The sequence below is a fragment of the Bacillus sp. FSL E2-8887 genome (assembly GCF_038007205.1).
GTDB lineage: Bacteria > Bacillota > Bacilli > Bacillales > Bacillaceae_G > Bacillus_A > Bacillus_A mycoides.
Window position 1 is genome coordinate 97,559 of record NZ_JBBOWS010000001.1, and the last position, 23,863, is coordinate 121,421.

The following is a 23,863-nucleotide window of genomic DNA, read 5'->3' on the forward strand; positions in this document are numbered from 1 at the left end:
ACAATTCGTTTATTTTATATCCATATTTTATTGATACACTGGAAGAGATAAGAAATGAGAGGTAGGATGCTATGGAGAAGGTAAAAGCAATACTATTTGATAAAGATGGGACATTAATGGATTTTCATTCAATTTGGATAAAAGTGGCTGAAGAACTTGTGGCGGAATGTATAAATTTATATGAACTGCCAAAGTCAATGCAGCAGGCTTTATTAAAAGAGATTGGCGTAGATGGAGCATTTGTTCACCCGCGTAGTGCGCTCGCTGCTGGAACGAGTCTTGATGTGGCCAAGGGGCTTTGTAAGTATATTGCATCATCTAGAGAAGAAGAGATGCATCAATGGGTGAGTGAAAAGTTGTTTGCTCTTATGTACGAGCATCGTTCACATATGAGAATGACGGCAGATTTACCGAAAGTTTTACAAGCGTTAAAGGATAGAGGGTTTATTCTAGGTGTCGTTACAGCTGATGATTTCGCGCCGACAGAATTATTTTTAAAGCAATATCAATTGGAAGCTTTTTTTGATTGTGTTATAGCTTCAGATACATTTCCAGCACAGAAGCCAGATAAAAAAATTGTAGAATCGTTTTGTGAGAGATTTAATTTAGAGACATGTGAAGTAGCAGTCGTCGGGGATACACCGACGGATTTATATTTAGCGAAAAATGGTGGCGACTGTTATGCGATTGGCGTACTATCTGGTACGGGTGATCGTCAAACGCTAGAACCACTTGCAGATTTAGTATTACAATCTGTTGAAGATTTAATTTCTCATTCAGGTGAGTTTATTTGGGAACAAGGAAAGTCTAATGTATAAATGAATAAGTCTATAAGGACTCTATATGAGTCTTTATAGACTTATTTTTTTATGCCGAGATAGTAAGAGAATGGGATGAATACTAGAAAGAGGAAGTTGGCATAGATCTTGCAATATAAAGAGAAAACATTGTATAGAAAAGGATGGGGTACACAATGAACACAAAAAAATTTGCTAAAGTAAATGAACAAATTCCAGGACCGAAAGCAGCGTCTTTATTAGAACGCCGCCAAAATATAGTACCAAAAGGAGTAAGTAATGGTATTCCAACATTTGTACAGTCTGCAAATGGTGCACTCGTAACAGATGTGGATGGAAATCAGTACATTGATTTCGCAGGAGCAATTGGGACAATTAATGTAGGACACTGTCATCCAGCTGTTAAAGAAGCGCTTCATAAACAAGTAGATCAATATATTCATACTGGATTTAATGTGATGATGTATGAGCCGTATATTGAATTGGCAGAAAAGCTGGCCGCATTAGCGCCAGGTAATTTCGATAAACAAGTGCTGTTTTTAAATAGTGGGGCAGAAGCGGTTGAAAATGCAGTGAAGATTGCTCGTAAATATACGAAGAGACCTGGAATTATCGCATTTTCTAAAGGATTTCATGGGCGTACATTAATGACAATGACGATGACAAGTAAAGTAAAACCATATAAATTTGGATTTGGCCCATTTGCTCCAGAAGTATATAAAGCGCCATTCCCATATGAATACCGTCGCCCAGAAGGTTTAACAGAAGAGCAGTATGATGACTTTATCATTGAAGAGTTTAAGAACTTCTTCATATCAGAAGTAGCACCAGAAACAATTGCAGCAGTTGTAATGGAACCTGTTCAAGGGGAAGGCGGATTTATCGTTCCAAGTAAGAAATTCGTTCAAGAAGTACGCAGCATTTGTTCAGAGCACGGTATTTTATTTGTAGCTGATGAAATTCAAACAGGCTTTAGTCGTACCGGAAAATACTTTGCAATTGATCATTATGATGTCGTTCCAGACTTAATTACGGTATCTAAATCATTAGGTGCTGGTGTACCGATAAGTGGCGTGATTGGACGTAAAGAAATTATGAATGAGTCTGCACCGGGAGAACTGGGCGGAACATATGCAGGAAGCCCACTAGGATGTGCGGCTGCATTAGCTGTGCTTGATGTAATAGAAAAAGAGAAATTAAATGATAGAGCGATAGAAGTAGGGAAAGTCGTAATGAACCGATTCCAAGAGATGAAAAACAAATATAATTGCATCGGTGATGTGCGCGGCTTAGGGGCAATGTGTGCATTCGAGCTCGTTCAAGATCGCAAGACGAAAGCGCCTGATAAAACATTAGCGTCTAATTTATGTGCAGAAGCAAATAAGCATGGATTACTTCTACTATCAGCAGGAACATATGGAAATGTTATTCGTGTTTTAATGCCATTAGTGATTACAGATGAGCAACTTGAGGAAGGTTTAACAATAATTGAAGAATCATTGCAAGCTTGTTATGAGCAAGCAAATATCGCTCGTGTTTAAAGAATTGGGATAACTTAAAAAAGGGCATAAAGCTTTTCTTTTTAGGCGGAAGAGAGCATCTGGTCATATATATAATCGATCAGCCCCTTTTCCTGCCCCATGCCAAGCTAAAACAAAGTGAGGGTGTGGTAGCGATGGCATTCTGTATTTTTCAAGGCAGCGAATTATGTGTTGAAAAATATAAATAGATTTGTATAAATAACAAATTGAAAACATTCTAGCTTACTCTATATAAAATGCAGAAAATTCACTTTATAATAAAGGTAGTGAAGTGAATCGATGGATTTAAAGTAAGGGGTGGCTAGGATGGTTGCAGAAAAGGAACGAGTGTTGATGGATTTACAAGATGTATTTGAATATGCATTTGACGAAATTTTTGTTACGGATGATAAAGGAATCGTTGTACGTGTAAATAGCATGTGTGAAAGACATTACCAGCTCTCTGCTAAGGAATTAGTAGGAAAGCATGTAAAAGAACTACAAAAAGAAGGGATTTTTTATCCGTCTGCAACGTTAGAAGTAATTGAAAAGAAAAGGCCAGTTGAACTTGTTCAAACAACGAAATCAGGAGAGTATTTGCATGTTCGTACAAGGCCTGTTTTTGATGATGAGGGAAATTTAAGAAGAGTGATTAGTTATTCTCGTGATCTTACAGAACTCTATCAATTACGTCAAAAGGTAGAGGAAATGGATAATCAGTTAAAAACATATAAAAAAGAATTAAGAGAAACATATGAACACGAAGGACTTATTTTTAAAAGTATCGCTATGCAAAAAATAATCGAAACAATAAAAAAAGTATCAGTAGTAGATAGTACTGTTCTCGTATTAGGTGAGACTGGAGTGGGGAAAAGCCGATTAGTACGCCATTTGCATGAAGTGAGTCACCGGAAGAATGAAAGTTTCTATGAAATTAATTGTGCGGCATTGCCGACGAATTTAATCGAATCTGAGCTTTTTGGATATTCAGGTGGGTCTTTTACAGGTGCAAATCGTGAAGGGAAAAAGGGGCTATTAGAATCAGCGCATAAAGGAACTCTTTTCTTAGATGAAATTGGTGAAATGCCGCTTGAAATTCAAGCGAAGCTTTTGCAAGTATTGCAAGAAAAAACGTTTCGTCCTATAGGTGGAAGAGAATTAAAAAAGGTGGACGTTAGAATTGTAGCGGCAACAAATAGAGATTTAAGTACGATGGTGAAACAAGGAACATTCCGGAAAGATTTATACTATCGTCTGAATGTCATTCCAATTTCAATTCCGCCACTTCGGGAGAGAACAGAAGATATATTGCCGCTCATCTATCATTATTTACAGCATTTTAATAAAAAGTACGGACGTGATGTAAAGTTAGCTCCTAGTACGTTACAAATGTTTGTAGGGTACCCTTGGGAAGGAAATAATAGAGAGATTGAAAATGTAATTGAACGAATTGTTATCACTGCAGATGATTTTGTAACGGTAGAAGATTTGCCACTATCTATGCAAGAGGCCACAGTTGAACAATCCGGACAAAGTCTTTATAGAATGCTGGAAGAGGTAGAAAGAAATATTATTCTTAAAGCGTATAAAACGTATGGATCAAGTTATAAAGTGGCTGAGTTTTTACAAATAAGTCAATCTGCTGCCACTAGGAAGATTAAGAAGTTCATAGAGGAGGAAGAAAACATTGGATAAAAAAGCGACGTTCGTAAACTTAGATAAAAAAGCGATGTATATAAATGGTGAGTGGATTACACTGCAAGAACAAATCGAAGTGAATAATCCAGCGACAAAGGAAGTATTTGCAACTGTACCAAAGGGCGGGATTACAGAGGCAAAGCAAGCAGTTGATGCTGCACATGAGGCTTTTAAATTATGGTCAAAATTAACGGCAGCGGATCGCGCAGTAAAGTTAAAAAAATGGTTCACGCTCATTGATGAAAATAAAGAAGAAATTGCAGCAATCATGACGAGAGAGCAAGGGAAGCCGTTTGCAGAAGCACTTGGTGAAGTGAATTATGCAAATAGTTTTGTTGAATGGTACGCAGAAGAAGGAAAGCGAATATACGGTGAAATGATTCCTGCTTCTCATCCGAATAAGCGTATTTTAGTTATGAAGCAACCAGTTGGGGTTATGGCAGCTATTACGCCTTGGAATTTCCCGGCTGCTATGATTACGAGAAAGGTAGCTCCAGCACTTGCAGCAGGCTGTACGGCAGTTGTGAAACCAGCGAGTCAAACGCCATTAACTGCATTGAAGTTAGTTGAATTAGCACATGAAGCAGATATTCCAAAAGGTGTAATAAATATTGTAACAGGTAGTGCAAAAGCAATTGCTGATACGTGGATGGAAGATGAGCGCGTTCGAAAAGTTTCCTTTACAGGATCAACTGAAATTGGAAAAGAATTAATGGCTAGCGCTGCGCAAACGATGAAAAAGGTTTCGCTTGAATTAGGTGGTCACGCTCCATTTATTGTTATGAATGATGCTGATTTAGATAAGGCGGTAGAAGCGGTAATTGGTTCGAAATTCCGTAACGCAGGACAAACGTGTATATGTACAAACCGCATCTTTGTTCAAGAAGAAGTGTATGAAGAATTTGCAGGGAAGTTCACAACAGCTGTAGAGCAGCTGAAAGTCGGAGATGGATTCGGCGAAGGAACAACTGTAGGTCCACTTATTGATGCGAATGCAGTTTCGAAAGTACAAGAACATATTGAAGATGCAATTCAAAAGGGCGGAGAAGTTTTATACGGTGGCCATAAATTTGCAGAGTTAGATGGTTATTTCATTCAGCCAACAGTAATTGGATTGGCAAATGACAAGATGCTTTGTATGAATGAAGAAACATTTGGACCGGTTGCACCAGTTGCGAAATTTAAAACAGTTGAAGAAGTAATCGAACGAGCAAATAATACACCATATGGCTTGGCTGCTTATATTTTCACAAAAGATATTAGCCAAGCATTCCAAATTAGTGAAGCGTTAGAGTACGGAATTATCGGCTTAAACGATGGCCTTCCATCAGTTGCACAAGCACCATTTGGGGGCTTTAAAGAAAGTGGTATCGGCCGTGAAGGAGGCCATTTCGGTATCCAGGAATATTTAGAAATTAAATATATTTCGTTAGGACTATAAGTAGTATACTAGAATCTCTATAAGGTAACAGAGAAGGAGATTCTAGTATGGTATATTGGCTATTATTACTCGTAACAATTATTTTTGAAGTAGCTGGAACGATTGCGATGAAGTTATCGAACGGTTTAACAAAGCTTGTTCCAAGTGTACTTATTTTCGTATTCTATGGAATTTGTTTCAGCGTGTTTGCTATCGTTGTTAAAAAGATTCATTTAAGCATTGCTTATGCAATTTGGTCTGGTGTGGGAACGCTACTTATTACAATCATTAGTGTGTACTTTTTTAAAGAGCATATTAATTTATTCCAAGCATTTTGTATTCTCTTTATTGTTTTAGGAGTAATTGGACTGAAAGTGTCATCGGCATCATAAAAGGCTATCTTCCAGCGTGGAAGATAGCCTTTTATTTTTATTAAAACGCCCAGTTACCTTTACGGAAGATCGGTTCATGTCTTCCATCAGCTGTAATGCCGTCGATATCAAGCTCAGCTGATCCAATCATGAAGTCTTCGTGTGTAATACTAGCGTTTGCGCCATTTTCAGCAAGTTCTTCTTTAGACATTGTTTTTCCGCCAACTAAGTTAAATGCATAAGCATTTCCGATTGCAAGGTGGCAAGATGCATTTTCATCAAATAGCGTATTGTAGAATAAAATATTTGTGTTTGAAATTGGTGAATCATGAGGTACTAAAGCTACTTCGCCTAAGAAGTGAGAACCTTCATCTGTTTCTACTAAATGTTTTAAAGCCTCTTCACCAGATTCAGCTTTATAGTCTACGATACGTCCGTTTTCGAATGTTAATGTAAAGTTATCGATAATATTACCTGCAAATGCTAACGGTTTTGTGCTAGATACTTGGCCGTTCACACCTGTTTTAAGAGGCATTGTAAATACTTCTTCAGTTGGAATGTTAGCCATAAATGCTACGTTCTTTTCATTTAAGCTACCAGCACCAGCCCATACATGCTTCTCTGGAAGTTCGATTGTTAAGTCTGTTCCAGGGCCTGTATAGTGAAGAGCTTTATAATGTTTTTCGTTTAAGTAATCTACTTTTGTATGTAGTGTTTCATCATGTTCTTTCCATGCTTCCACAGGATTTTCTAAATCAGCACGAGTAGCTTTGAAGATAGCATCCCATAGCTTTGTTTCTTGTTCTTCTGGCGCTACGTCAGGGAATACTTTTGCAGCCCATTCTTTCGTAGGAACAGAAATTACGCACCAGCTTACTTTATCTGCTTGTACATAATCACGGTATACTTTCATCGCTTCTCCAGCTACTTTATGAGCTGTTGCAATTTTCTTTGGTTCTACACCTTTTAATAGATCAGGATTCTCTGCATAGATGGACATAAATGCAGCGCCTTCTTTTGCTAATTCTTCACGAGCATTTGCTTTCCAAGAAGGGAATTCAGAGAAAGCTTCTTCAGGAGCTAGATCGAACTTTAAGCGTGTTAACGTCTCATCATTCCAATCAACATATACGTGTTTTGCACCAGATTTATATGCTTTTTCTGTAACTAGGCGTACAAACTGTACAGCCTCAAGAGGTGCACTGATTGATAAAGTTTGTCCGGGTTGAATATTAACACCAACATTGACTGCAAGGGCAGCATATTTCTCTAACGTTTGTTCAAATGACATATGTATAATCTCCTTTAGTTTGAAAGATTTCTTACTATATATAATACAAGAAAATTCTAAAAATATATATAAATATAACGTAAAAAGAGAGCTCAAAATGTATTGAGCTCTAATAGTTATTTAATCGAAGAAGCAAATTGTTCTACAGTCGTTGTATGGTGTATGCGAACACGCTTCATTTTTAACAACTCATCAGGTTCACCTTTCGTAATGAATTGTCCAGGCTTCGTTGTTGTTGCAAATTGATAGTGTTTCTTTGTTTCTGCGACAACTTTATCATCTACATGACCGAATGGATAAGCAATTGCGATAACAGGCTTACCTGTTATTTTCTCTAGCTTTTCTTTTGATCCTTTTAACTCTTCATCATAGTTTGTAATTTTCGGCAAGTCTGCGTGTGTTGCTGTGTGAGATTGTACAGAAAAAATACCTGAATCAACCATTTCTTTTATTTCAGATGTAGAAAGAGCTCCTTCTACATCAACGTTATCAACAATCATATATTCTGTTGCCGCTGGTTTAAATGTATCGTCTTTTAGTTTTTGTAAAACATGAAATGCATTCATATTATTTTTCATACCGTCATCAAATGTAACGAAAATCGGCTTGTTTACTTTATTTATATCGCCCCAGCGTTCAAACGTTAACAAAGTATAACCATTTTCTTTTAAATACTTCATTTGTGCTTCAAAGTTAGCAGGCGATACGAATAAATCTTTAATACCTTGTCCATGATAATCATCAATTGCGTGGTACATAAGAACAGGAACTTTTTGCTCGAAAGTAATAGTAGATTTCGTAAGTGGAATAGTTTTTCCGCCCTCTGTTGTTCCTGTAGCTTCAATTTGATATTCACCGCGTTTTCCTTCAAATTCTTTTATATCAAAGGGAAGTGTAAATTGTTGATCTTTCTCTTTAGAAGAAAAAGATTTAGCACTTTCTTTTCCATCAGCAGTGCGCCAAATTTTATATTGTACTTCGGTTAAAGAATCTTTTATGTCTGTAATATGAATATTTGCGTTTGTAGATTCGTGCGTAATTGGATTATAAGAAATTTTACCTTGTTCCCGCACCGTCTCTTCTTGTTTTTTGACCTCTTGTACCTTTTTCTCTTTTTTAGGTTCTTGGCTTACATTGCTAGTATTACAGCCTACTAGAATAGCAGATGTACATAAAGCAATCGCTGCGTATTTTCTCATAAAATCACCTTCTATTGTGTATTATGTTGCATGCTTACATTAAAATCCCCACCGCTATAAGAGAGGTGGGGATATACCCTTGTTCATCATATCATTTTTAGGTGAATGGTAGGTTAGTGACTTTGAATAGAGGTATTCTTGCGTTTCTTATTTGATTTGATAATGATATAACCTACTACAAAAATAAGAGGGATAATGAATACATAGATTGGCATTCCCCATACATAATAGCTTTTCATGCTTAAAACTAGTAAGTGTAAGAAGTCGAAAAGGGCGTGAACTTTCATAATATCCTCCAATATGTTTTTTACAAATTATAACATTTTTCATTTGTAATTTGTATATTTTGGTAAATAATTTAAGTTAATTTTAAAGTAAGAGAAAGGTTTATTAATATGCAATTTTGCATATGTAGAGTAGTTTCTATTAAAATATCAGGATCTTGGACTATAATAAGAACCGCTATAAATGTAAGTAAGAATGATGTACGGAGTGGAGAACAGAAATGAAATATAAAAAACTAGTATATATCCTTTTCATATCGCTATTCATAGTCGGTTGTCAAAGTGAAGTGAGTAAAGCGAATAGTGTGGAGGAGTATATTCCACCGCATCTTATGAATGCGGAAGTGACGGCGGATATTATGACGATTGAGATGGATCGTGATACTCGTAAAAAAGTAGAGGCTATTACTAAAAAAATGAGTGATCATGTGAAAAATGATAAAGAGTGGTATGTAAACTACATATCGGGGCATATAGATAAACAGGTGAAGCCATATCATCCTAATTTTGGTATTACAGAAGAAGAATATAACTTTTTTAGGAACGCCGTTGAGAATAGTAGTTTATCTAATACAAGTGATGGAAAACTGCAATTTAAACAAAAAAGTAACCATGAGATAGAAATTGTTTCAAGCAAAAACTTAGAGCTATTTCGAAATATAGTAATTGATACGGAGAAAAATATAGTAAAAACTTCGTTTGGAGAATGTCAGTATGTTGGAGAAGAAAAAACATCTTTGGAACAAAAGATAACGGGGCCCTGGCATGGCAAGCAATGGATGCTAAAAGAAGAAAATTTAATTTATATATTTTCTTTGGGTAAGCTTGAAGGAGAGGATAAATCCATTATTGATATTTCAGTAAAAGGTATACACGAAGGAAAACTTATTAGTAAAGAGGAAGTAATTGAATTCCGTTCTATTTCATAAGGAATCAAAAAAATCACCTTACTTAAAAGCGTAAGGTGATTTTTTATTAAATAAACAATCCAGCGATTGTTGCAGATAAAATAGAAGCAAGTGTTGATGCAAATAGCATTTTCCAACCAAATTTTGATACGATGCTTCCTTGTTTTTCAGAAAGGGCACGGATTGTACCAACAATCGCACCAATTTGGCTAATACTTGCGAAGCTAATTAAGAATACTGTAACGATTCCAACTGTACGTGGAGCTAATGTTGCAGTAGCGCCTTTTAAATCAAGGATTGCTACAAACTCGTTTAATACAATCTTCGTACCCATAATACCGCCAGCTGGGATAATATCTTGAGTTGGAATACCCATTAAGAATGCGAATGGAGAAAGTATATAACCGAAGATTTGTTGTAAAGTAACAGCATATCCCATTGCACCTGAAGCAGCGCTAATTACGTAGTTTACAACTTCCATAACACCAATGAAGGCAATCATTAACGCAGCAACGATACCAGCTACTTTTAAACCATCAAGCGCACCGTTAATCATAGCGCCGATAAGGCTATCTCCGAATAGGTTTCTATCAAATTTTTGAACCACTTCGTCTTCTTTTTTCGTATCAACTGGTGTTAATAATGAACAAACGATTAAGCTTGAGAATAAGTTTAGCGGAAGAGCCGCTAATACATATTTCGCATCTAACATCATAACGTATGATGCTGTTACAGAGGCAGAAACTGAGCTCATTGCAGAACAACAAATGATAAACATACGGTTTTTATTAAAATGTTGTAAATCATTTTTAATAACGATTAACGCTTCACTTGAACCAAAGAATACAGAATTTACTGCGTGGAATGATTCAACGCGTGGTAAACCAGTAATTTTTGAAAGTGCACCGCCGACAATACGAACGATGAATGGTAAAACACCTAAATAACTAAAGATAGAAAGTAGTGCTGAGAAAAATACGATAATTAGTAATACGTTTAAGAAAAAAACAAAATCTCTTTGAATTCCATTAAAGAGAAAATCGACACCTGTCGTACCAAGTTTAATTAGTTTGTTGAAAACTTTACTAATGAAGATGATAATTTGCTGTCCGATCTTTGTGCCAAACATAAACCAACCGATTAAAATTTGGAAACTAATCATAATAGCAATTGCACGGAAGTTGATTTTACTTCTATTGTTTGACAAAGCAAAGCATAAACCTAAAACGACAAGAATACCGATAATGCTCATTACATATTGCATGTAGTTGCCCCTTTCAGAAGTTCGTATAAAGTTTTTACATAAAACGCTCGTTATATTACTAAAAATAAAGTAATGGAAGTTTCATGTCATACGTAAGATGTCTGACCTTTTTGAAAAATAAAAAAAAGACCCCTATGGATTCACTTTCATCTATGAGAGAAAGCTAATCAATAGGAGTCTTTTTTATACATAGGCTAATATTCATTAGTTTTCCCCATAGTCCAGCAATTTAAGGTTGCCGGGTAGAAACTCTCGATCCATATTATCGACTATATATGAGGTAACATCGTCCGTATTAAATTAGTAGTAGCGTAACATTACTAGAGAACTATCGTCAATAGCTTTTTTTCTTCCAATAGAAATAGACCATATAAGTATGATAAAATGTAACGCAGTGTTATGAAAAAGAGAGGTCGGAAAATGAGTATAAAAATGACGCCACCAGTTGAAAAAAACGAGTTTATAGATGTAGTGTTTGAAGATTTAACACATGATGGTGCCGGTGTTGCGAAAGTGAAGGGATATCCTATTTTCGTAAAAAACGGATTACCAGGTGAGGAAGCGCAAATTAAAATTATTAAAGTGAAGAAAAACTTCGCGTTCGGTCGTTTAATGAAGCTTCATCAAGAAAGTCCATATCGTAAAGATGCAGAATGCCCCGTGTACAACGAGTGCGGAGGTTGTCAACTTCAGCACTTAACATATGAAGGACAATTAAAAGCGAAAGAAAAACAAGTACGTGACGTTATGCAGCGCATCGGTGGATTAAGTGATGTTCCTGTTCATCCTGTACTTGGCATGAAAACCCCGTGGGTATACCGCAATAAAGCACAAGTGCCAATTGGAGAACGTGAAGGTGGACTTGTAGCTGGTTTCTATCGTCAAGGAACGCATGACATCATTAATATGGAATCATGCTTAATTCAGGCGGAAGAAAACGATACATTAATTCAAGAAGTAAAACGTATTTGTGAAAAGCACGGTATTTCGGCTTACAATGAAGAGCGTAACAAAGGAACACTTCGCCACGTAATGGCTCGCTACGGACAAGTAACAGGGGAAATTATGCTTGTCTTCATTACACGTACAGCTGAATTGCCAAATAAAGAAGCAATCATTGAAGAAATCGCAGCGAAATTCCCAGAAGTAAAATCAATCGTTCAAAACGTAAACACGAAACGTACAAACGTTATTTTCGGAGACAAAACGACAGTACTGTACGGATCAGAATATATTTATGACTTTATCGGTGACATTAAATTTGCGATTTCAGCACGTTCATTCTATCAAGTAAACCCAGAACAAACGAAAGTACTATACGATAAAACGTTAGAATACGCAAAATTAAATGGTAACGAAACAGTAATTGATGCCTATTGCGGAATTGGATCAATCTCCTTATTCCTAGCACAAAAAGCGAAAAAAGTGTACGGCGTTGAAATCGTCCCAGAAGCAATCGAAGACGCAAACCGAAACGCAGCACTAAACAACATGACAAACGCTGAATTTGGCGTAGGAGAAGCAGAAGTAGTCATTCCAAAATGGTACAAAGAAGGCGTAATCGCCGACACAATGGTCGTAGACCCACCGCGTAAAGGCTGTGACGAAGCACTACTAAACACAATCATCGACATGAAGCCAAAGCGCGTCGTATACGTATCATGTAACCCAGCAACATTAGCACGTGACTTAAAAGTACTAGAAGAAGGCGGATATAAAACACAGGAAGTACAGCCTGTTGATATGTTCCCGCATACGACTCATGTGGAGTGTGTGGCTTGGCTTAAGTTGGTATAATATAAAAGCAGTTGATATAGAAAAATCTATACCATCTGCTTTTTGGTTTATAAAAATACCATTCAGCAACGATTTTAGTTAAAATGAGTATTGCTGATTTTCACAAAATATAAATGTCCAAATGTACTTTTGCTATTTGGCTTTATATTTTTAAATTGAGAGTTTGAAATTGTATTCATATTGAGAGGATTTGAATTTGAAATGATAGATAATTTTTGGAATGATTTACCGCGACCGTTTTTTGTACTTGCACCAATGGAAGATGTGACAGACGTTGTTTTCCGTCACGTAGTAAGTGAAGCTGGTAGCCCAGATGTATTCTTCACAGAGTTTACAAACTCGGATAGCTATTGTCATCCAGAAGGTATGAAAAGTGTACGTGGCCGTTTAATTTTTACAGAAGATGAGCAACCGATAGTCGCGCATATTTGGGGAGATACTCCTGAATATTTCCGCCAAATGAGTATTGGTATGGCAGAGCTAGGATTTAAAGGTATCGATATTAATATGGGCTGCCCTGTACCGAATGTAGCATCAAGAGGAAAAGGTAGTGGCCTTATTCTACGTCCAGACGTTGCGGCAGAACTTATTCAAGCAGCAAAAGCGGGCGGACTACCTGTCAGCGTAAAAACACGACTTGGCTTTAAAGAGTTAAGCGAATGGGAAGATTGGTTAACGCACATTTTCAAACAAGATATTGCGAACCTTTCTATTCACTTACGTACAAGAGAAGAAATGAGCCAAGTAGATGCGCACTGGGAACTAATTCCGGAAATTAAAAAATTACGTGACCGTATCGCACCAAATACGCTAATAACAATCAATGGAGACATTCCTGATCGTCAAACTGGAATGGAACTTGCTGAAAAATACGGTATTGATGGCGTTATGATTGGACGAGGTATCTTTAAAAATCCATTTGCTTTTGAAAAAGAGCCAAGAGAACATAGCAGTAAAGAACACCTTGACCTTTTAAGACTACAGCTTGATCTTCAAGATCAATATGCAGAAGTACTACCACGCTCAATCACAGGGCTTCATCGCTTCTTCAAAATTTATGTAAAAGGCTTCCCTGGAGCTGCTGAACTAAGAAATCAATTGATGAACACGAAATCAACGGATGAAGTGCGTGCGTTGCTTGATAAGTTTGAGGCGAGTGTTGATAAGGATGGAGATAGTGAAACAGTGTAACTTTTGAAAGTTAGAGGGATAGGGTGTAGCGATTTTATGAGTGTTTGTTCCATTTTAATTGAGGTGAACCGTATCATAAGTAAGTGAGGTATTCTATGTAAAACAAGGGTAAGAAAAGAATACAGGAGAAAATTGAAAATGGCAGGTTGGTCTTGATTTTCACTGATATTATCATGTTTATTTTATTATGCCTATAACTTGGAGGCTATGTGAATGTTAAGTGATCAGACGAGATATTCTAGGCTCGCGAATATAACAAAAATAATAAATACAAAATTAGAACTACGTGAAGTATTGCAGCGTGTAACAATGGCGATATCAGAGGAGATTGTTAGGTGCAACGCTGTTGGAATTTATTTACCCCAGGAAGATGGAACATTTAGAGGGTTTGCAGGGAAACCAGAGACCATAAATGGCGTAACGCTCGATACTCAGGTAATTGATCCTGAAATAGACTTACTGGCAAAAGAAGTTATTGAAACAAAAAAAACCATCTATATCCCTGATACCTCAAAGGATCATCGACCGGATCCAAGACCAGTTGATGCGTTCAAAATTAAGTCCTTATTAGCCCTGCCTATCTCATTTGGACAAGAGTTATTTGGTCTGGTTTTTTTATTTGATTATGGAGTTCCAATGAACTTAACAGATTCAGAGATTCAAAGTGTTGAAGCTTATGTAAATATGGCTGCGGTCGCAATTCAAAACGCAAATAATTTAACACAAAAGGAAAACCTTATTGCCGAGAAGCAGCTGTTACTAGATGTTACCCGTGATTTATCAATGTGTTCCTCGATACAGGAGAGTTTTGATAAATGTTTTTTTTACTTAGGACAGATTTTAGAGAGTAAAAACATGGCTGCCCACCTTTTAGACCCGATAGACAAAACAACGATTAAAACAACGAAGTTAAGCAAGGACTGTGATTGGACAGAAGCGGATTGGATGGAGAAAAGCTATGAAGCCAAGATCCAAGAGGTTATTCAAGCAAAAAATATAGATAGTAAGGGTCTACTGATGATTCCATTGGTTTCAATGGGAGAAGTATTAGGGGTAATCGTCGTGGGCAAAGAGGGAAAAGCTCACAATTACGATAATTCCCAAATTCAACTGGCAAAATCTATCGTTGATGCCACAGCTCCTACGTTTTCAAACTTGTTATATATGGATCAACTTGAAAGCATGGTGGAAGAGCGAACGAGAGAACTAGCTGCTGCTAATGAAAAAGTTACAAGTGTGATTGAAATTATTACGGATGGATTCTTTACTTTGAATAATAAATGGGAATTCACGTACGTAAATAAGCATCAATATTTTCCACAAAGAAAAACAGCAAAAGATGTATTAGGTAAGAATATATGGGAGGTTTTCCCGAGTAGCGTCGACGCAGTTATGTATAAGGAATTTCATCGTGCAATGTCAGAGCGAATTACAGTTCATTTCGAATTTTTTTCTATCTCTGATGAATATTGGCACGAAGTTATTGCATACCCGTATGATGATGGTATTTGTTGTATTTTTAAAAACATAACGAAAAAAAAGCAATATGAGCAGGAATTGAAAAGGTTATCCAACATAGATTTAATAGGACAAATGGCAGCAGGTATCAGCCATGAGATTAGAAATCCAATGACAACAGTAAGAGGATTTTTGCAGTTATTAAAAGAAGAGCACACCTATGAGAAACATAATAAGTACTTTAATTTAATGATTGAAGAACTTGACCGTGCCAATTCTATTATTACTGAATTTCTCTCAATCGGTAATACAAGGAAATCGGATTTGCAGATGTTAGATTTAAATTCAATTATCCACGATATTATTCCTTTAATAAAGATTGATACGTATAATCAAAATAAATATATTCAAGTCGATACAAATGACATTCCGGAATTACTTTTAAATCGTAATGAGATACGGCAATTATTAATAAACCTATACCGTAATGGCTTAGAAGCGATGAGCACAGGGAAAATTCTAACCATTAGCACCTACAAGGAATGTCAAAATTGTGTGGTGCTTGCAGTGCGGGATCAAGGAAAAGGTATCAGGCCTGAAGTATTAGAGAAACTGGGTACTCCATTTTACACGACCAAAGATAATGGAACTGGATTGGGATTAGGCATATGTTATGCCATTGCTGCCCGGCATAATGCGAAAATAGAAATTCAAACAGGCTCGGAAGGTACTACCTTTTTTGTTAAATTTAATTATGAAAATAATGAACAATAACCTCATTTAGATTAGTTACGGTGAACCGTACCACAAATAAAAAGGAAAACCTAAGTAAACACAATCAATATATTTCACCTGAATTTTGCGTAACATTCATGTTTGAGTTGCCCACTAAATTAGAGTTGCATAAAAAGAAATGGACTAACCTATATCAGGTTAGTCCATTTTTAAGTGTGTTAATTAATAGTAAATCCCCATCCGTAATTTTGCGCGATTATCCCATCCTTTTTGCTGTTTTAAAATCATCCCCAAAAGCATTAATCCACCTAAGACTACAAAACCTACCTCTAAAATGTTAAAGTAGTAACTTAACGATATTAATTTATACATGCTAAAAGCATTACTATAATCAACATTTCAGGAGGAAATACAATGGCAATGAGCAACAACGATATATTAAAAAGAGTAAGATACGCTTTAGATATAAGAGATATAGATATGGTAGAAATCTTTGAACTTGGCGGGATGGAAGTAACGAAAGAGGACGTACTTGATATGCTTACAAAAGTAAAGAGAAGTCCACAACATGAAGCGGAAGATGATGATGTAATCGAAGATGAGTACGTATTAACATGCAACATGATGATGCTAGAGGCATTTTTAAATGGATTTATTACTTTAAAAAGAGGGAAGCAAGATCCGAAACCAGGGCAACCGGCACCTGTACAGAGCAAGGAGAGTGCCAATAACCTTCTTTTAAAGAAAATGAAAATAGCACTATCTTTAACGAGTGAAGATGTGCTTGATATATTAGACAGCGTGGGCGTCATCGTAACAAAAGGAGAGTTAGGCGCTTTATTAAGAAAGAAAGGCCATAAGCATTACAAAGAGTGCGGCGATAGATACGCAAGGAATTTCATTAAGGGATTAGGTGTAAAGTACAGAGGATAATAAGTTCGGTGAAACAGTAAATGATATAATAGATAGAGTAGGGCGTGTGTGTCCTATTCTTTTTTATTTGTAAAATAATACACTAGGTGATGAAATGGTACATACATATTTAGGTGAGACAATTAATTTTCATATAACTTATAAGAAGAAAAAGTCGGTGCGTCTTTTTGTAGATTCGTACGGAAATGTGGAAGTGCAAGCTCCAAAAGGAACGCCTGTTGAATACTTAGTCCAATTGTTAGAGGAGAAATGGGATTGGATTCAGAAAACACGTAAGGAAATGCAGGAGCGAGCGCTTGGACCACAGGAAAAGGGTTATGATCAAGGAGAGGGTTTTCTCTATTTAGGGAATACGTATCCGATACAGATTTCTCAGGATGCAAGTATTGAGCAAGACAATGCAGTGTTTGAAGGGGATAAGCTACACATTTATGTGAATGAGCTTAAGGATGAGAAAATCCAGCAGGCTTTAAAACGATTTTACTATAAGCAGTGCAAAGCATTAGTAGAGAAGAGTATTAAAGTGCATCAAAGTAACTTCAAAACAAAGCCGCGTTCTATTCGTATTAAAGATAGTAGTCGTACGTGGGGAACTTGTGATTCAAATCTACAGCTAACGTTTAATTGGAAGCTAGCAATGGCACCTCAAAGGGTAATTGATTATGTAGTTGTTCATGAAATGTGTCATATGGTTCATTTAAATCATGATCGCTCTTTTTGGCGTCTTGTTGGCAAGATAATGCCTGATTATAAGGAAATGGAAAACTGGTTAGCGTTATCTAGTTGGAAGATGACGGTTTAGTAGGAAATATCGATTTTTGTCGGTAAATCGATATTCCTTGTTGAATCGTTAATATAAGTTCCTTTACCAAGGAACTGTTCAGTGAGGAGAACGTAAAAAGGAAGGGGTATCCCTTCCTTTTTTTCATATAGATTATCGCCCAAACTTCACAACGAAATTCCCATCTATTTTCTCCATCTTATATCCACGATACCCCTCTGAAAGTAACGCTTGCTTTTCACTAACATCACTCATCGGAACACTTTTAACATTCGTCCAATCTCTTTCTGTGTCCTTACGCAATTCCTTCACAAAAACATACCGCATACTCCCGCCATACTTCTCCTTCAGCGCAGCAATTTCCATCCCTTGCGCAAACTTATCTTTTAAACTAGGGATGTTGAAAGGTGCAACGGTGCAGCAAACATAGTCGTACTGGCTGTCTTCTTTTTGTAATTCATCCATGATGACTGTGGCTAATATTTTTTGCATGCCATTTCCTCGACAGTTTGGATGAACGTTTGAGATTTCTTGATAGATGACGCGGTGTAGCTGACTTTCTGGTAGACCAATATCAAGCCCTAAATGTTCATCGTCGATAGGAGGGACTAGTAGGGCACGAAATGCGATGAGCTCGTTTTGTATAAACGCCCCGATCATCATGCCGTTTCCTTCTAGAATGTATTGAAATTCTTCTAGCGAGAGTGGTTGTAAACGACCTTTATCTTCTAGCGCTTCAACTACAACGTTTTGTAATGATAAAATTTGTTCCATATGTTCTAAAGATAGTAATGTAACGTGAAATGGATCGTTGTTTTGTTTTAATTTTCCTTCGTAAAGAGTCGTCATGTGTTAGTCCTCCTTTAGCGTACAACGTCTTGAAAGACGGTTAATTCTTGTAATATATTTTCGTTTATTTCAATGCCAAGTCCCGGCTTTTCGTTTAAGCGAATAAATGGTACGTCGTAATGTAAGTTTCCGATGTCTTTCGTGAATTTTAATGGTCCTGTTAGCTCGACGCTAGTAATGATTTTTTTTGAGAAAGCGACATGGAATCCTGCGGAAGAGGCAACAGATGATTCGACCATGGATCCAACTTGGCATTCAATGCCTGCCATTTCAGCTTGATGAGCGAGTTTTACAGCTGGATATATGCCGCCGCATTTCATTAGTTTTATATTCACTTTATCAGCTGCGTCTAATTTAATAATTTGGCGCATTTCACGAGAGCCTTTTAGTCCTTCATCAATCATAAGCGGAAGATCTGTTTTCGAACGAATATGAGCCATTGCGTCAATATCATCCGCTACAACAGGTTGTTCAATCCAGTCGATGTTTAAATGACCTAATGAACGAAGTGCTGTTAATGTGTTTGCGCTATTTTTCCATCCTTGGTTTACATCAACACGAATCGCGATATCATTTCCTACACGTTCACGTACAGCTTCAATTCGTTTTACATCTTCTTTTACATTTGTACCGACTTTCATTTTGAAAGATTGGTAACCTTTTAGAATCATAGAGGCAGCTTCTTCAGCCATGTCTTCTGGATCTGCAATACTTAAGACGTGAGTGACAGGAAAGTCTTCATGGTAGCGTCCTCCAATTAATTGATATACAGGTTGATTTAGTTTTTTACCCAGTATATCAAAACAAGCGATATCAATCGCAGCTTTCGCAGTAGGAATACCGTAAATTGTATTGTCCATCATATCGTGTATTTTTTCGATATTCATTGGATTTTTCCCAATTAGAGCAGGAGCTAGTGTATGTTTTAAAACATGGAAAGTACTTTCCCATGATTCACCTGTAACGTGATCATCAGCAACGCCTTCACCGTAACCGATAATGCCTTCATCTGTTTCCATTTTGACGATAATAGAAGGCATATCAGAATAAGAACCATAACTAATAACAAACGGATCGCGAAGTGGTAAACGAATTGCGTAAAGATGAATAGCTGTAATTTTCATTGAATAAAGACCCCTTCCTGTTTACAATGGTTTTGTACATTTGATATAGTTGACGTTAAATAGTCGTTAATTAATGATAAGGAGTTAGAGAAAATGATGATAAAAATTGCAGTTGTCGGTTCAAAAGAGTTTATGGAGAATCTTTTACCTATTGCTCATAAACTAGAAGAAATAGAGATTGATCCATATATTTACCTTCATCCGGCAGAATCTTCTGAACTATTAAAGCGTTTAAAACCTTGTGATGCTATCTTTTTCTCGGGTGCCCTACCTTATTATATGGCAAAAGAAATAAGAGAACAATTACCAATTCCAAGTGTATATTTGCAGCAAGACGAGACAACTGTCGCATCTTCACTCCTTTCTATAATATACCATCAAAGTATTCAACCTCATAAAATTTCAATTGATTTAGTAGATCGTTCGTTTATTACAAATGTGTTCCATGACATCGGTCTAAAAGAAACGCCGCAAGTGATGGATTATGAAAATATGTTATGGAGTAATGATGAAATTAAGAGAATCATTGATTTTCATTTAGCTAAATATCAATCTGGAGAGGTTGATTTAGCTTTAACTAGTATTCACGCTGTCTACGATGAACTTCAAAAAATAGGGATTCCTTCAGAGCGTATGATAGATCCAACGCAATCAATTATACATGGGTTAAAAGATGCAAAAATAAAAGCTGAGTTAGCAAAAAGCCATTCAGCTACTGTTGGTGCTTGTATTATATCCTTTATAGAGTTACAAGAAAGCTCGCTTGAACAATTAAATATAATTTCAAAAGAATTACGTGGTTCATTTAAACAAGTTGATGAAATGACTTTTATTTTGTATACAACTCGTGGTGATATTGAATTGAGTATAAAAACAAATACGATAGATCGTTTATTTATGAATATAGAAGGCGCAGTATCTATTGGATTTGGTTACGGAAAAACAGTAAATGAAGCGGAACAAAATGCAAAAATCGCTCGAGGTTTCGCAAAGAATAATCCGATAGAAAGCTGCTTTTATATACTAACAAGTGATAAAGAATTATTTGGTCCGTTCCCGAAAGAACAGAGAGTACAAAGTTTAAAAAACGATAATCCTGAATTAATGAAAATAGCGAAGGAAACGAAGCTTAGTCCTGCAAACTTGTCAAAAATCATTCAATTTAGTCAATCGCATCCATCATTGAAATTTACAGCGGCGGATCTTTCTGAGTACTTACAAGTGACTCGGCGATCGACGGAAAGGCTGTTAAAGAAATTAGTTGATTACAGATATGCCAATATTTGCGGCGAGGAAATGCCCTATCAACAAGGGCGCCCTCGTGCAATATATGAGCTAAATTTACCGTTGTATTCGTTTCAAAAATTTTAAGCTTCTAGTTGTGCTTTCTGTTTTTTCAATAGGTCTGCTTTTTCAATATCAGATAGCTTCGTAATTGTGAAGCCAGTTATACCATAAATGATTGAGATAATAGGTACGATGAAATTCAATATAGCATAAGGAGCATATTCGAATGCACCGACTCCAAGTGTTGCGAGTATAAATACACCACATGTATTCCAAGGTACGAAAACAGAAGTTAATGTTCCACCATCTTCTAATGCTCTGGATAAATTTTTAGAATGTAGTCCTTTTTCTGTGTACGCATTTGCATACATTCTTGAAGGAACAACAATCGAAATATATTGTTCAGAGCAAGTAAGATTCGTTGCAAAGCAAGATGCGATGGTAGAAGCGATAAGTCCTTTTGATGATGTCGCTAATTTTAAAATTTGATTTACAATTGAGCGAAGAATGCCAGTATGTTCTAGTACTCCGCCGAAAGTCATAGCGACAATTGTCATAGAAACTGTATTCATCATAGAGCTTAAGCCACCACGGTTAAATAGTTCATCTACTAGCTTGTTTCCAGTGTCTATGACAAATCCACTTTGGAGTGCACCAACAGCTGATGAGACAGAGCCACCTTGAATAAAGACTTGTGATAAGAATCCTAAAATAACACCTACGAGAATAGCTGGTATAGCAGGGACTTTTTTAGCGACCAATACCATAACGACTACGGGTATAATTAATAGGAAAGGCGAAATAACAAAGTTTTGTTGCAATACTTGTAACGTTTGATCGATGCTTTTTGCATCGATATTGTTATCGCCGAAGCTTCTTCCTAAGAAAGCATAGACGATAAGAGTAATAATTAAACCTGGAATTGTAGTAAATAACATATGACGAATATGTGTGAATAAATCTGTATTTGTTAATCCCGCTGCTAAGTTTGTCGTGTCTGAAAGCGGTGACATTTTATCGCCAAAATAAGAACCGGAAATTATAGCGCCAGCAACCATTGGAGCTGGGATTCCCATACTTAGGCCAATTCCCATTCCAGCAACACCGATTGTTCCCATTGTAGACCAAGAGCTACCGATTGCTAATGCAACGATAGAACAAATAATTGTAATTGAAACTAAAAATAGTGATGGAGTTAAAAGTTTTAAGCCGTAATAAATCATAGTAGCGACGATTCCGCCGCCAATCCAAGCACCGATCGTTAAACCTACAAGAATAATGATAACGATAGCGGGTAATGCAAGGCGAATTCCTTTATACATCGATTCTTCAATGTCATTCCATTTGTAACCGTATCGCCAAGCGACGATCGAAGCAACGGTTGTACCGATAATAAGTGGGACGTGAGGGCTTTGTTCTAATACAACAATTGTAACCATCATAACTGCAACTGTAATGATAATAGGGATTATTGCTATGCCAAAAGGTATTTCTCTTTTCATAAACTGCCTCCTCATTATGTATGTTTGTATTTTTAGAATTGTCGCAAAATAGACGTTATTAAGTTATAATAACTAAAAATAGATGTAAGCGTCAATATAAAAACAGAAAATATCGAATCTTCTATTTGTATGGATATCTTTATAAGATGAGTTGAAATCGGGTATTAACGGTATTAAAAAATAAACAATTGACTTTTTTCTTAAAATTCAATATGTTCATAAAAACATCTGTTTTTCATAAGTATAATTAATCTGAATGGTTTGTAATTAGGGGAAGGAGAATGAAGCTTTGAAAACATTAGAACTACAAGAGCGTTTAACTGAAATTTTTCAGCATTTACATGAAAACCCTGAAGTAAGCTGGAAGGAATATGAAACGACAGCTTATATTACTAACTTTCTAAAAGAAGAAGGAATTTCATATAAAATATTTGATGATTGCCCTGGCGTGATTGCTGAAATCGGAAGAGGGAATCCAGTTATCGCGATTCGTGCTGATATGGATGCACTATGGCAAGAAGTAGACGGAGAATTTAAAGCGAATCACTCGTGCGGCCACGATGCTCATATGACAATTGTGATGGGCCTTATTTTACAATTGAAAAATATGAGATGGGATAGTGGTACTGTTAGATTTATTTTTCAGCCGGCAGAGGAAAAAGGAAATGGTTCCTTAAAGATGGTAGAGAAGGGCGCCGTGGATGATGCTGATTTCTTATTTGGTGTTCATTTAAGGCCGATTGAAGAACTGCCTTTGAAACAAGCAGCCCCATCTATTCGTCACGGAGCTGCAGCATTTTTAGAAGGGATGATTCATGGAGATGATGCACACGGGGCACGCCCACATCAAGGTATAAATGCAATTGATGTCATTTCGATGATCAATATTGGATTGAAAAATATATGGTTACCGCCGCAGACGTCTTATTCTGTTAAGATGACGAGATGCCAAGCTGGTGGTGATAATCTAAATATTATTCCAGGTAACGGGCACTTTAGTTTAGATGTAAGAGCAGAAAATAACATATTACTAGATGAATTGAAGCGAAAAATAGAGCAAGTAATTCAGTCAGCTGAATCAATGGGATCTAAACTTTCTTATGAGTGGATTGATCTCGCACCAGGAGCTGAAGTGTCAGAAGAAGCTGAGCGTTTCATGCGGAAAGGCATTCTTGAAGTGTACGGGGAAGAGGGATGTACTGGACCACTGTATACGACAGGAAGCGATGATTTCCATTACTATACAGTGAAAAGACCCCATTTAAAAGCTGTCATGCTTGGACTAGGGGCGAACTTACAACCTGGATTACACCATCCGTATATGAAGTTTGATCATAGCTGTATAATGGATGGAGTAGAAATATTGAAACAAACTGTATTGAAAGTATTAGAAGACAGGGGCTAGAAAGCTCCTGTTTTTTTGGTAGGAATTTGTTGTTAAGTCGATATATTCG

Annotated in this window: 19 protein-coding genes and 1 riboswitch; of the genes, 13 read left to right on the forward strand and 6 right to left on the reverse strand. The window is 36.6% G+C overall.

Annotated features, from left to right (window positions below; genetic code table 11):
• Positions 1-71 precede the first annotated feature (71 nt).
• The 5 genes from NSQ08_RS00415 (at position 72) to NSQ08_RS00435 (ending at position 5,827) form a co-directional block, all read left to right on the forward strand.
• Complete coding sequence (locus NSQ08_RS00415; RefSeq protein ID WP_340770201.1) at positions 72-818, forward strand: HAD family hydrolase; 747 nt, start codon at positions 72-74, stop codon at positions 816-818.
• 155 nt (positions 819-973) lie between these two features.
• Positions 974-2,338, forward strand: a complete 1,365-nt coding sequence (gene gabT, locus NSQ08_RS00420; protein ID WP_002124901.1) for a 4-aminobutyrate--2-oxoglutarate transaminase — start codon at positions 974-976, stop codon at positions 2,336-2,338.
• 306 nt (positions 2,339-2,644) lie between these two features.
• Complete coding sequence (locus NSQ08_RS00425; protein WP_002029493.1) at positions 2,645-4,012, forward strand: sigma-54 interaction domain-containing protein; 1,368 nt, start codon at positions 2,645-2,647, stop codon at positions 4,010-4,012.
• Positions 4,005-5,456 (forward strand): NADP-dependent succinate-semialdehyde dehydrogenase, encoded by a 1,452-nt coding sequence (gene gabD / locus NSQ08_RS00430; RefSeq protein ID WP_340770213.1) that lies wholly within the window; start codon positions 4,005-4,007, stop codon positions 5,454-5,456. Before NSQ08_RS00425 ends, gabD begins: the two co-directional genes overlap by 8 nt.
• 47 nt (positions 5,457-5,503) lie before the next feature.
• On the forward strand, positions 5,504-5,827 hold the full coding sequence (locus tag NSQ08_RS00435) for a DMT family transporter (RefSeq protein WP_000263259.1): 324 nt from the start codon (positions 5,504-5,506) through the stop codon (positions 5,825-5,827).
• A gap of 40 nt (positions 5,828-5,867) precedes the next feature.
• On the opposite strand, the gene NSQ08_RS00440 is transcribed toward NSQ08_RS00435, so the two are convergent.
• Both NSQ08_RS00440 and NSQ08_RS00445 read right to left on the reverse strand, forming a co-directional pair.
• A complete protein-coding gene (locus tag NSQ08_RS00440; RefSeq protein ID WP_002029496.1) occupies positions 5,868-7,097 on the reverse strand; it encodes an aminopeptidase in 1,230 nt (409 codons plus the stop codon).
• A gap of 116 nt (positions 7,098-7,213) precedes the next feature.
• The gene (locus NSQ08_RS00445) at positions 7,214-8,296 is read right to left on the reverse strand and encodes a polysaccharide deacetylase family protein (protein WP_340770220.1); all 1,083 of its coding nucleotides are present in this window, start codon (positions 8,294-8,296) and stop codon (positions 7,214-7,216) included.
• Positions 8,297-8,801: 505 nt separating this feature from the next.
• Between NSQ08_RS00445 and NSQ08_RS00450 the strand changes: the two genes are divergently transcribed.
• Positions 8,802-9,509, forward strand: coding sequence for a hypothetical protein (locus NSQ08_RS00450; protein WP_012260238.1), 708 nt, complete (start codon positions 8,802-8,804; stop codon positions 9,507-9,509).
• Between the two features lie 46 nt (positions 9,510-9,555).
• Here NSQ08_RS00450 and NSQ08_RS00455 read toward each other — a convergent pair whose 3' ends face one another.
• A complete protein-coding gene (locus tag NSQ08_RS00455; RefSeq protein ID WP_002010061.1) occupies positions 9,556-10,752 on the reverse strand; it encodes a NupC/NupG family nucleoside CNT transporter in 1,197 nt (398 codons plus the stop codon).
• Positions 10,753-10,949: 197 nt separating this feature from the next.
• Positions 10,950-11,051: riboswitch (purine riboswitch) on the reverse strand.
• Positions 11,052-11,172: 121 nt separating this feature from the next.
• Between NSQ08_RS00455 and rlmD the strand changes: the two genes are divergently transcribed.
• The 5 genes from rlmD to NSQ08_RS00480 all read left to right on the forward strand — a co-directional run bounded on the left by rlmD (position 11,173) and on the right by NSQ08_RS00480 (position 17,668).
• A complete protein-coding gene (gene rlmD, locus NSQ08_RS00460) occupies positions 11,173-12,549 on the forward strand; it encodes a 23S rRNA (uracil(1939)-C(5))-methyltransferase RlmD (RefSeq protein WP_215590608.1) in 1,377 nt (458 codons plus the stop codon).
• Between the two features lie 201 nt (positions 12,550-12,750).
• Positions 12,751-13,740, forward strand: coding sequence for a tRNA dihydrouridine synthase (locus NSQ08_RS00465; protein ID WP_088293279.1), 990 nt, complete (start codon positions 12,751-12,753; stop codon positions 13,738-13,740).
• 213 nt (positions 13,741-13,953) lie between these two features.
• Entirely contained in the window at positions 13,954-15,972 is a 2,019-nt protein-coding gene (locus tag NSQ08_RS00470; protein ID WP_340770241.1) for a GAF domain-containing sensor histidine kinase, read from the forward strand.
• A 375-nt stretch (positions 15,973-16,347) separates the two neighbouring features.
• Complete coding sequence (locus NSQ08_RS00475) at positions 16,348-16,866, forward strand: YehS family protein (protein ID WP_002029506.1); 519 nt, start codon at positions 16,348-16,350, stop codon at positions 16,864-16,866.
• Between the two features lie 94 nt (positions 16,867-16,960).
• Positions 16,961-17,668, forward strand: coding sequence for a M48 family metallopeptidase (locus NSQ08_RS00480; RefSeq protein ID WP_340770245.1), 708 nt, complete (start codon positions 16,961-16,963; stop codon positions 17,666-17,668).
• 132 nt (positions 17,669-17,800) lie between these two features.
• Here NSQ08_RS00480 and NSQ08_RS00485 read toward each other — a convergent pair whose 3' ends face one another.
• Both NSQ08_RS00485 and NSQ08_RS00490 read right to left on the reverse strand, forming a co-directional pair.
• Complete coding sequence (locus tag NSQ08_RS00485) at positions 17,801-18,496, reverse strand: GNAT family N-acetyltransferase (protein ID WP_340770247.1); 696 nt, start codon at positions 18,494-18,496, stop codon at positions 17,801-17,803.
• 14 nt (positions 18,497-18,510) lie between these two features.
• Entirely contained in the window at positions 18,511-19,620 is a 1,110-nt protein-coding gene (locus tag NSQ08_RS00490) for a mandelate racemase/muconate lactonizing enzyme family protein (RefSeq protein ID WP_078203774.1), read from the reverse strand.
• 93 nt (positions 19,621-19,713) lie between these two features.
• Between NSQ08_RS00490 and NSQ08_RS00495 the strand changes: the two genes are divergently transcribed.
• Positions 19,714-20,991: a transcriptional regulator gene (locus NSQ08_RS00495; protein WP_340770255.1), complete on the forward strand. Its 1,278-nt coding sequence runs from the start codon at positions 19,714-19,716 to the stop codon at positions 20,989-20,991.
• On the opposite strand, the gene nhaC is transcribed toward NSQ08_RS00495, so the two are convergent.
• Positions 20,988-22,409, reverse strand: coding sequence for a Na+/H+ antiporter NhaC (nhaC, locus tag NSQ08_RS00500; RefSeq protein ID WP_002010164.1), 1,422 nt, complete (start codon positions 22,407-22,409; stop codon positions 20,988-20,990). The two genes, NSQ08_RS00495 and nhaC, sit on opposite strands and share 4 nt — an antisense overlap.
• Before the next feature lie 289 nt (positions 22,410-22,698).
• On the opposite strand from nhaC, the gene NSQ08_RS00505 reads away from it, so the two are divergent.
• The gene (locus NSQ08_RS00505; RefSeq protein ID WP_002124929.1) at positions 22,699-23,814 is read left to right on the forward strand and encodes a M20 peptidase aminoacylase family protein; all 1,116 of its coding nucleotides are present in this window, start codon (positions 22,699-22,701) and stop codon (positions 23,812-23,814) included.
• The last annotated feature ends 49 nt before the right edge of the window (positions 23,815-23,863 follow it).

Coding starts and splice junctions, on each gene's coding strand:
- NSQ08_RS00475 (WP_002029506.1), top strand. CDS start 16,348: ATGGCAATGAGCAACAACGATATATTAAAAAGAGTAAGATACGCTTTA.
- NSQ08_RS00450 (WP_012260238.1), top strand. CDS start 8,802: ATGAAATATAAAAAACTAGTATATATCCTTTTCATATCGCTATTCATA.
- NSQ08_RS00485 (WP_340770247.1), bottom strand. CDS start 18,496: ATGACGACTCTTTACGAAGGAAAATTAAAACAAAACAACGATCCATTT.
- NSQ08_RS00470 (WP_340770241.1), top strand. CDS start 13,954: ATGTTAAGTGATCAGACGAGATATTCTAGGCTCGCGAATATAACAAAA.
- NSQ08_RS00495 (WP_340770255.1), top strand. CDS start 19,714: ATGATGATAAAAATTGCAGTTGTCGGTTCAAAAGAGTTTATGGAGAAT.
- NSQ08_RS00440 (WP_002029496.1), bottom strand. CDS start 7,097: ATGTCATTTGAACAAACGTTAGAGAAATATGCTGCCCTTGCAGTCAAT.
- NSQ08_RS00465 (WP_088293279.1), top strand. CDS start 12,751: ATGATAGATAATTTTTGGAATGATTTACCGCGACCGTTTTTTGTACTT.
- NSQ08_RS00415 (WP_340770201.1), top strand. CDS start 72: ATGGAGAAGGTAAAAGCAATACTATTTGATAAAGATGGGACATTAATG.
- NSQ08_RS00480 (WP_340770245.1), top strand. CDS start 16,961: ATGGTACATACATATTTAGGTGAGACAATTAATTTTCATATAACTTAT.
- rlmD (WP_215590608.1), top strand. CDS start 11,173: ATGAGTATAAAAATGACGCCACCAGTTGAAAAAAACGAGTTTATAGAT.
- NSQ08_RS00455 (WP_002010061.1), bottom strand. CDS start 10,752: ATGCAATATGTAATGAGCATTATCGGTATTCTTGTCGTTTTAGGTTTA.
- NSQ08_RS00435 (WP_000263259.1), top strand. CDS start 5,504: ATGGTATATTGGCTATTATTACTCGTAACAATTATTTTTGAAGTAGCT.
- gabT (WP_002124901.1), top strand. CDS start 974: ATGAACACAAAAAAATTTGCTAAAGTAAATGAACAAATTCCAGGACCG.
- NSQ08_RS00425 (WP_002029493.1), top strand. CDS start 2,645: ATGGTTGCAGAAAAGGAACGAGTGTTGATGGATTTACAAGATGTATTT.
- NSQ08_RS00445 (WP_340770220.1), bottom strand. CDS start 8,296: ATGAGAAAATACGCAGCGATTGCTTTATGTACATCTGCTATTCTAGTA.
- nhaC (WP_002010164.1), bottom strand. CDS start 22,409: ATGAAAAGAGAAATACCTTTTGGCATAGCAATAATCCCTATTATCATT.
- NSQ08_RS00490 (WP_078203774.1), bottom strand. CDS start 19,620: ATGAAAATTACAGCTATTCATCTTTACGCAATTCGTTTACCACTTCGC.